Annotated in this window: 8 protein-coding genes, 1 tRNA gene and 2 pseudogenes; 7 read left to right on the top strand and 4 right to left on the bottom strand. The window is 42.7% G+C overall.

Features of this window, described 5'->3' with window-relative positions; all coding sequences use genetic code 11:
• Positions 1 to 121 (bottom strand): annotated as a pseudogene (locus ACEW80_RS29820) (Uma2 family endonuclease); the annotation flags it as partial.
• A 140-nt stretch (positions 122 to 261) separates the two neighbouring features.
• Here ACEW80_RS29820 and ureE point away from each other — a divergent pair.
• The 3 genes from ureE (at position 262) to ureG (ending at position 2,113) form a co-directional block, all read left to right on the top strand.
• The gene (gene ureE / locus ACEW80_RS29815; RefSeq protein ID WP_373530069.1) at positions 262 to 708 is read left to right on the top strand and encodes an urease accessory protein UreE; all 447 of its coding nucleotides are present in this window, start codon (positions 262 to 264) and stop codon (positions 706 to 708) included.
• Entirely contained in the window at positions 683 to 1,375 is a 693-nt protein-coding gene (locus ACEW80_RS29810) for an urease accessory protein UreF (RefSeq protein ID WP_373530068.1), read from the top strand. Before ureE ends, ACEW80_RS29810 begins: the two co-directional genes overlap by 26 nt.
• Positions 1,376 to 1,516: 141 nt before the next feature.
• Positions 1,517 to 2,113 (top strand): urease accessory protein UreG, encoded by a 597-nt coding sequence (gene ureG / locus ACEW80_RS29805; RefSeq protein WP_373530067.1) that lies wholly within the window; start codon positions 1,517 to 1,519, stop codon positions 2,111 to 2,113.
• A gap of 74 nt (positions 2,114 to 2,187) precedes the next feature.
• On the opposite strand, the gene ACEW80_RS29800 is transcribed toward ureG, so the two are convergent.
• A complete protein-coding gene (locus tag ACEW80_RS29800; protein ID WP_373530066.1) occupies positions 2,188 to 2,772 on the bottom strand; it encodes an NADPH-dependent FMN reductase in 585 nt (194 codons plus the stop codon).
• 72 nt (positions 2,773 to 2,844) lie between these two features.
• Positions 2,845 to 3,747: a rhodanese-related sulfurtransferase gene (locus tag ACEW80_RS29795; RefSeq protein WP_373530065.1), complete on the bottom strand. Its 903-nt coding sequence runs from the start codon at positions 3,745 to 3,747 to the stop codon at positions 2,845 to 2,847.
• Between the two features lie 71 nt (positions 3,748 to 3,818).
• Between ACEW80_RS29795 and ACEW80_RS29790 the strand changes: the two genes are divergently transcribed.
• Positions 3,819 to 3,891, top strand: a tRNA-Ala gene (locus tag ACEW80_RS29790).
• Positions 3,892 to 4,150: 259 nt separating this feature from the next.
• Complete coding sequence (locus ACEW80_RS29785; protein WP_373530064.1) at positions 4,151 to 5,557, top strand: lysophospholipid acyltransferase family protein; 1,407 nt, start codon at positions 4,151 to 4,153, stop codon at positions 5,555 to 5,557.
• A gap of 79 nt (positions 5,558 to 5,636) precedes the next feature.
• On the opposite strand, the gene ACEW80_RS29780 is transcribed toward ACEW80_RS29785, so the two are convergent.
• Entirely contained in the window at positions 5,637 to 6,512 is an 876-nt protein-coding gene (locus tag ACEW80_RS29780) for a hypothetical protein (protein ID WP_373530063.1), read from the bottom strand.
• A 76-nt stretch (positions 6,513 to 6,588) separates the two neighbouring features.
• Between ACEW80_RS29780 and ACEW80_RS29775 the strand changes: the two genes are divergently transcribed.
• Entirely contained in the window at positions 6,589 to 7,221 is a 633-nt protein-coding gene (locus ACEW80_RS29775) for a hypothetical protein (protein WP_373530062.1), read from the top strand.
• A gap of 392 nt (positions 7,222 to 7,613) precedes the next feature.
• Positions 7,614 to 8,819 (top strand): annotated as a pseudogene (locus ACEW80_RS29770) (tetratricopeptide repeat protein); the annotation flags it as partial.
• Positions 8,820 to 8,961 lie beyond the last annotated feature (142 nt).

The raw sequence follows: 8,961 nt of genomic DNA, 5'->3' as shown, positions 1-8,961 counted from the left end.
GGTGAGGAGTGCGAGTCACAAAGAGTTCTCCATTAATAATTTCATAGCGTGTCCACTCATTTTCGGGTAGAACCTCTAAATCGTGAATTGTCCAGCGTACTCCCTCAATGGCTTGGTTCATGATTGTCCCCGTTTGGCTTGTTGCCTTTCTTTGTTTGATTTTATCTTTCCTTCGGGCAAGGCAGCTATGGTGTTTAAAATAATTCGTAATTAGTTAAATTAGAACCATAATCAGAAGCGGAAGTTCAGGCGAAACTATGTATGCTGACATTTACCCAACTTAAACCACCTAATAGCGATGCCGTAGTCACTTTTACTCTAGCGCTGACAGCAGAAGAACGCACCCGCAGTCGTCATCGCTTTGAAACTGAAGATGGTAAGGTTGTGTTTTTACATTTACCCAGAGGAACTGTGTTACATGATGGCGATATTCTGCAAGAAGAAATCCATAGCAGTTTAATCAGAATTACTGCCAAACCAGAATTAGTGTTGACTGCTTTTGCCCAAACACCATTATTATTATTACGGGCGGCATACCATCTGGGAAATCGCCATGTACCTGTAGAAATTACCCCGACTTATTTACGCTTGTCCTCTGATTCTGTTTTACGCACAATGTTGGAACAACTGGGATTAGAAGTTAAAGAGGAAATTTTACCGTTTCAGCCAGAATTGGGAGCTTATGGACAACAGTATCACGCTCACTGATAGCCATCTTTTAAGTATTTTGCAGCTGGCTAGCTCCGCTTTGCCTGTGGGAGCATATAGCTATTCTGAAGGCTTGGAAACGCTGGTGGAAAATGGTACGATCGCTAACCAAACACATCTTAAACATTGGCTAAAAGCGGAGTTGCTCTACGGGGCAATTCAGTTAGAGGCGGCGGTGATGGTACGATCTGAACAATCTGCAAAAATGGGTGATGTAAAGTCGCTATGCCGTTGGAATCTGTGGTTATCTGCTGCTAGAGAAACAGAAGAATTACGCGCTTCTAGTTGGCAGATGGGGCGATCGCTGATCCAATTACTTGGTAAACTAGAACCGCAGATTATGCCTATTGCTAATGCTGTGGGTAATCCTTGCAATTATGCGATCGCTTTTGGCATTGCCGTTGCCCATTGGCAAATCAGTATCAAAGCCGGATTACTGGGATATCTGCATAGTTGGGCGAGTAATTTGATTACTGCTGGCGTGAAACTGATCCCCCTTGGACAAACAGCAGGACAGCAGTTATTGCTAGATTTGCAGCCATTAATTAGTACTGTGGCGTTAGAAATTCTAGCGTTGGAGGATGATCAACTCGGCTGTTGGAATTGGGGTTTGTCGCTGGCGAGTATGCAGCACGAAACGCAGTATACAAGGCTGTTTAGGAGTTAGTCATTGGTCATTAGTCATTGGTCATTAGTCTAGAACTTACGTACTGTAAAAATAGTCAAAAACTAAAAACTAATAACCATGTACCAAGGACAAATAACAAATGACAAATAACAAATAACAAATGACAAAGGACAAATAAGAATGAATGCATTTAGAGTAGGAGTTGCTGGGCCAGTGGGTTCTGGGAAGACAGCTTTGGTGGATGCTTTGTGTAAGGGGTTGCGTGAGCAGTATCAGATTGCGGTGGTGACGAATGATATTTATACTCAGGAGGATGCTCAATTTTTAGTGCGTTCTCAGGCGTTGACAAGCGATCGCATTTTGGGTGTAGAAACTGGTGGTTGTCCTCATACTGCCATCCGCGAAGATGCTTCGATGAATTTGGCGGCAATTGAACAGTTAGAAGAACGTTTTACTGATTTGGATTTAGTATTTTTAGAAAGTGGCGGCGATAATTTGGCTGCTACCTTTAGTCCAGAATTGGTGGATTTAACGATTTACGTTATTGATGTTGCTGCTGGTGATAAAATTCCCCGCAAAGGTGGACCCGGCATTACTAAGTCTGATTTGTTGGTGATTAACAAAACTGACCTTGCACCCTATGTTGGCGCAGATTTAAGCGTTATGGAACGGGACGCTAAAAAAATGCGCGGCGATAAACCATTTATTTTTACTAATTTGAAAACTCAGTCTGGACTTGCAGATGTGATTAACTTTGTCTGCACAAATATCTGTTGACTAAATCATTATAATTTATAGATGCATTGGTAGCAAAGCGATCACAATGACATTGTATAATTGATTGCGTCCGATTAGTTACTATCTTTATTCTCCAAGCTAACTTCTTGTCGCCCATATTTCAATACACTTGACATCCAAACTAACTCGTCCATAAACCTGTCCATCCGGCGAATGTAGGTTGGTTTGTCAATCAAATCACCCGACTCATCAAATAGTTTTTGAACATTGCTAAAGTTGAGGTCATAAAAAATAGTTACTAGCCCCAACTCTCGCATTACAGGTAAGAGGTTTTGGATTACTCTTGTGCCTCCAAAAGGTCCTGCGGAAACGCCACACAATCCAACGGCTTTATGAATGTATTCTTTAAGGCAGGTGTCAAGTATGTGTTTGAGCAAACCCGGATAACCGTGGTTATACTCTGGTGTAACAATAATTAATCCATCTGCCCGTTCCATTGTTGCAGAAAATTGCGGGTCTTTGAGAGATTCACCTGCATCATCGTTAGCGATCGCTATATTTCTAATATCTATCAGTTCGGTTTCTAGGCGATCGCGTGCTGCAACCTGTTCAACAATAAATTTAGCAACGTGTTCACTCTGACGACCTTGACGAGGAGTGCCAAGGATAACTGGAATAAATAGAGATGAATTTGGCATAGTTTGTTCTCCCTACTGTTATTGATAGTTTCAAAGTAACCTGCGATCGACAAAGAAAGTACTAACTGTAATTTAGTCCACGATATCAACTTGGCTTTGATAGTGCCGCCATTTTTGCTGCTGACGTGCTATTTTATCCTCAGTGAGGCTATCAAAACAATAGGGACATGAGATACCTTGTTCATATTTAGGAGATACCTTATCTTCTTCAGAAATCGGACGTCCACAATTGAAGCACCTTTCACAACTTCCTTCCTCTAACCCATGACTGACAGCTACCCGCTCATCAAAGACAAAACATTCCCCCTCCCATAAACTTTCTTTGGCTGGAACTTCTACCAAATACTTGAGAATGCCGCCTTTAAGATGATAAACTTCTGCAAAGCCTTGGGCAAGCATGAAAGATGAAGCTTTTTCACAGCGAATACCGCCCGTACAAAACAGAGCCACCTTTTTGTGTTTAGTTGGGTCGAGATGGTGTAGCACATAATCTGGAAATTCTCGGAATGAGTTAGTTTGGGGATTTTCTGCTCCTTGGAAAGTACCGATATTCACCTCATAATCATTGCGGGTATCAATCACGGTTACTTCTGGATCAGAAATTAAATCATTCCATTCCTGGGGATTGACATAAATGCCAACTTGCTCATTTGGGTCAATTTCAGGTAATCCCAAAGTGACAATTTCAGGCTTCAATCGCACCTTCAGCCGCTCAAATGGTGGGGTTTCGGTATAAGACTCTTTGTATTCTAAGTCTGCTAGACGGGAATCAGAACGCAGAAAGCAGAGAACGGAATCTATCGCCTGACGCGAACCCGCAATTGTAGCGTTAATGCCTTCTTGTGCTAGCAAAATTGTCCCTTTGACACCTTGCGCTTGGCAGTAAGATAGGAGAGAATCTTGTTTTTCGGCAAAATCTGGCAGCTTGACGAATTTATACAATGCTGCAACAACTTGGATATTTTCTGGCTTCATCCCTTTTGTAATGGAACAATATAAGTTACAATAAAAACGGCAACTAAAGTTACCTACTCTTTTAATTCTATGGGGGTTTGGCTCAGTTGGTAGAGCGCCTGCTTTGCAAGCAGGATGTCAGCGGTTCGAGTCCGCTAACCTCCATTCAAGATGATTTTATAAATGTGCAATATCCCAAGTATATTTAATTTAGAAGATATTTCACTTGAGCGGATAGTGTCCCCAGTTCTTTAAAGAGCAGGCCCGCGCGTGTCTTCAATGTTGCCTTAGACCCGAACTATTGGATATCTAGCTTATGGCTGAAGAACTTAGAGGGCATCAGGTACTTGTTCCAATCTGTGCGTTTACCTAAAACTGAAAATCCGCGTTATACAATCGCTAGAGACACAATCTGGAGAGCGACTTGCCTAAATCGATTCACTCTACTCAACCACCACTAAAGTTTATTCCCCAACGGTTTAACCCGCTGGTACTCCAGATTGTTCGGTGGTTACTGCCGATCGCACTACGGTTTCGCACTCGCCCTTGGCTACAAGCTGGTATTGTCAATATTGAAGCCAAGAATGCTGAGGTATTAGCTGAACTTTATCAACAATTTCAGGCTGGAAAAATTCGCTTTTTGTTGGCATTTCGCCATCCAGAGGTAGAAGATCCCCTCTGTATGCTGTATTTGCTTTCCCGCATAGTGCCAAAGGTTGCTCGTCAGCAAGGTATTACATTACAATCCCTTGTTCACAGCTACTTTCTTTATGATCGGGGTATGACAGTTTGGGCTGGTGACTGGCTGGGTTGGTTGTTTTCACGGGTAGGAGGTGTGCCGGTTCATCGCGGTAGACGACTAGATCGGCAAGCTATTCAAACAGCACGGGAGTTGTTTGCTAATGGAAAATTCCCGATCGCAGTTGCACCCGAAGGAGGTACTAATGGTCATAGTGGCATCGTTAGCCCCCTGGAACCCGGTGTTGCTCAAATGGGGTTTTGGTGTGCAGAAGACTTGCAAAAAGCTAACCGTCCTGAGACTGTGATAATTGTGCCGATCGCCATCCAGTATCGCTACGTTGAGCCACCTTGGTCTAAACTGGATTGGCTGTTGAGTAAGTTGGAAGCTGATAGCGGCTTACCAGTTAAGGAAATTGATCAGGGCAATCTTCAAGAGATTTACTATCAACGCATCTATCGATTGGCTGAATATATCCTTACTGAGATGGAAGAGTTTTATCGTCGCTTCTATCATCAAGACATTCCAAAAACCATTGCAACTGAGGAATCTGCTACTCCTAATCAGGTGTTGATTGCTCGACTCCATCGCTTACTGGATAAGTCTTTACAAGTTACCGAGCAATATTTTGGAGTTCAGCCACAGGGTAATTTTATTGATCGCTGTCGCCGCTTGGAAGAGGCTGGTTGGAATTATATTTACCGGGAAGATTTGCCAGATATAAATGCTTTACCACCTTTCAAACGCGGTTTGGCAGACTGGATTGCAGAGGAAGCAGACTTGCGAATGCGACATATGAGGATAGTGGAAAGTTTTGTTGCAGTTACCGCTACTTATATTCAGGAAGAACCGACAGCGGAACGGTTTGCGGAAACAGCTTTGCTCATTTTCGATATGCTTTCCCGAATTCAGGATACAACACTTCCAGGACGACCTCGGTTAGGTTTACGACAGGCACAAATCACCGTAGGAGAACCCATTTCAGTTACGGAACGCTGGCAAAATTGTCAGGGCGATCGCTTTGCTGCAAAGCAAGCTGTGAGCGACTTGACAAAAGATTTGCAAATTGCCTTAGAGAAAATGATTGCTTGATTGTCTGATGCAAAAGCGCTAATAAAACTCTTATCCTCTCTGCGCCTCTGCGCCTCTGCGTGAAACAAATTATCCTATATCAAGGAGAACTAGTTTTAGAAACTTCTGGACTGCGAATAATAATATGTCCCTTGTCACTTTCTTGAATAGCCAACACCGACGGCAGTTCATCAAGTTTCGCATTTGGGGGCAATGCTCGAAACAAATAAATCCAGCCGCCACGTTCTAAGAGTAAACGCCAGACTCGCGGCTGCTTTGGATTGCTGGTATCATTATCTTCCCTGCCTCGCAAGTCGTCGAATAAACCCCGATCGCCAATAATGCGATAACCTTTCAAGGACGGATCAGCAAATATATCATCAAGTTTGCGCCCCACAGGAAACTTTTCTTCAGGTGTAATTAACGCTACAACAGGTAAAGTGGAGTTTTGACCAGCGTCTCGTTGTGCATCTGCAATGCCTTGCCAACGCGCTAACCAAAATATCACAATTAATACCCAGGATACAATTACTATCTCATTGACTAGCGATCGCAAAAATTCCACTGAGCGCAGTTGTCCAGAACTAAATTCAGCCAGAGATTTTAGCTGTTTAGCTGTCCATGAGCGTTTGTGTTGGGTAACAGAGATGATGCGATTCACTAACAATTGGCTTGTAGAGACTACGGCATCACTGATGATTTTAATTAACCATAATGTAGCCTGAATTGCGATCGCAGCTACAAAAAAGGCGATCGCACTTTTGCATATTGTCCAGCCATCTCCGAGAAATATTTGCAGGGGAACTATCAAGAAAGACTGTGCAGGTAAATCGAGGGTATTGACTTCTAGCTGAAAAAAGTAGAAATATGACCAACGATAAATCCAGCCTGCAAAGAAAAGCGCCGCACCCAGTAAGCCAAGTACACTTGTGAATTTGCCTAAAATATTGCTTTCCTGATTAGGGACTTGGGTCATACGAGAGATGGGGAGGGTGAACGCTCAGTTTCTTTTGGTAATTTTACGTAAATTTAGTATCTGCTTTTGAAGTTTAATGAGAAAGTTAAATATAGTCAAATATACTGTTAAAGCCATGAAAGCTTTTTTCCAGAGATGGGTTGTAGCAATTTTAGTAATGGCAGCAGCGATCGCCGGAAACATTGAAACTGTAATTAGCCAAGATGTCAAGACGGGAAATTTATTGTTAGCACAGACACAAATCAAAGCAGATGAATTAGAACTTGTGGTAGCTTTGCCAGAATTAGCAGAGATCATCCTTAATGGGGGTGAGTCAAGCAGTGGTCGAGTAATCGGAATTGATGCACAAAGCCAAGCTCTATCAATTCAGCGTAGTGGTAAAACTGCTACAATTCCCCTGAGCCAAATTGCAAAAGTAGTTTTCAAGAAAGAGGCATTGGTTTACAAAATTGATAGGATTCCACGTCTGCGGGGTGGAGGAGAACGTCCTACAGGTAAGGCTGTAACTTGGAGGGGTATACCCATAAATAATTTTACTGTCAAAAATACTACCCAAGGTCAAGCAGTGTTGAAGCTCAAACCACCTGTAGTTTCCACAGCACAGTTACGGGGTATTCAATCAGTGGCTAGAAATCGGCAATATGTGGTAGATGAAATCCAGTTCAATTCGCAACAAAAAACGATCACTATTCTGGCAAAACCTTATTGAGGGTGAATTATTTTAGCAACTGCCTGAAAATGAATCAAGCAATCAACTATTTGCTTCAACGTTCTTCACGATTACTTCAAGATTAATAACCACAGCTTCACCATCAATAACAAACGCTTAAGTCGTTTTAACAACAGCTTAAGTATTTCTTATGTCAACGTTAGTATTAATAATAAACGCTTAAGTTGTCCTAACAACGACTTAAGTATTTCTTATAGCAAATTCAACGTTAGTAACAACGGCTTCAACATTAATAACAAACGCTTAAGTTGTTCTAACAACAGGCTAAGTATTTTTTATAGCAGCTTCAACGTTAGTAACCACAACTTCAACATTCCTAACCACAGCTTCGGCTGATGCTCAATGAAAACTGATCATATCTGTAATATTCTATGAAAAAAATTCTTACCAATTTTTTAGCTTTGGGTATTTGTCTAACGCCCATAACAGTAATGTTGATGGCTCAACCCACCTGGGGACAAACTCAAAACTCGCGATCGCAAGAAACACAAAGACTGCTAGAGCAAGGGATAAAACTTACACAGCAACAGGAATACCAACAGGCAATACAAATATTACAGCCAGTTCCGGCTATGGCACAGGAACTCAAAGACCAAAAACTTGAAGTAACTGCACTAGTTTGGCTTGGGTTTAACTACGACCGTTTAGGAGAAAAGCAAAAAGCCCTCGAATTTTACAACCAAGCTCTGCCCCTATATCGGGCTGTGGGCGATCGCACAGGTGTTGCGACTACACTCAGTAGGATCGGTTTAGTCTACGACGATTTAGGAGAAAAGCAAAAAGCCCTCGAATTTTACAACCAAGCTCTGCCCCTTTTGCGCGCTGTGGGCGATCGCACAAGTGTTGCGGCTACACTCAATAATATCGGTGCAGTCTACAACGGTTTAGGAGAAAAGCAAAAAGCCCTCGAATTTTATAACCAAGCTCTGCCCCTTTTTCGGGCTGTGGGCGATCGTTCTGGTGAGGCTCGCACACTCACTAACATCGGTGGAGTCTACTCCAATTTAGGAGAAAAGCAAAAAGCCCTCGATTTTTACAACCAAGCTTTGCCCCTTATTCGGGCTGTGGGCGATCGCTCTGGTGAAGCGACTACACTCAATAACATCGGTTTAGTCTACTCCGATTTAGGAGAAAAGCAAAAAGCCCTCGAATTTTACAACCAAGCTTTGCCCCTATCTCGTGCTGTGGGCGATCGCACTGGTGAGGCTCGCACATTCAATAACATCGGTGGAGTCTACTACAATTTAGGAGAAAAGCAAAAAGCCCTCGAATTTTACAACCAAGCTCTGCCCCTTTGGCGGGCTGTGGGCGATCGCTCTGGTGAAGCCGTTACACTCAATAACATCGGTCTAGTCTACGACGATTTAGGAGAAAAACAAAAAGCCCTCGAATTTTACAACCAAGCTCTGCCACTATATCGTGCTGTGGGCTATCGTTCTGGTGAGGCTCGCACACTCACTAACATCGGTGGAGTCTACTCTGATTTAGGAGAAAAGCAAAAAGCACTCGAATTTTACAACCAAGCTCTGCCCCTATCTCGTGCTGTGGGCGATCGCGCAGGTGTTGCTGTCACCTTGGGTCTATACTTTTGCAGTTTTTACTATTTGTGGATGAGTAATAATACTCATGGCATGAGAAGAGGATTTCTTTAAAAACTAGTTCACTAACGCGTCGGACTAGTTATTTTTTTTACATAACTAGGTTTTTTCACACTTAATA

This window comes from Nostoc sp. (assembly GCF_041747015.1).
In the GTDB taxonomy this organism is placed as follows: domain Bacteria; phylum Cyanobacteriota; class Cyanobacteriia; order Cyanobacteriales; family Nostocaceae; genus Nostoc.
This window is presented reverse-complemented; position numbering and strand designations above follow the sequence as displayed.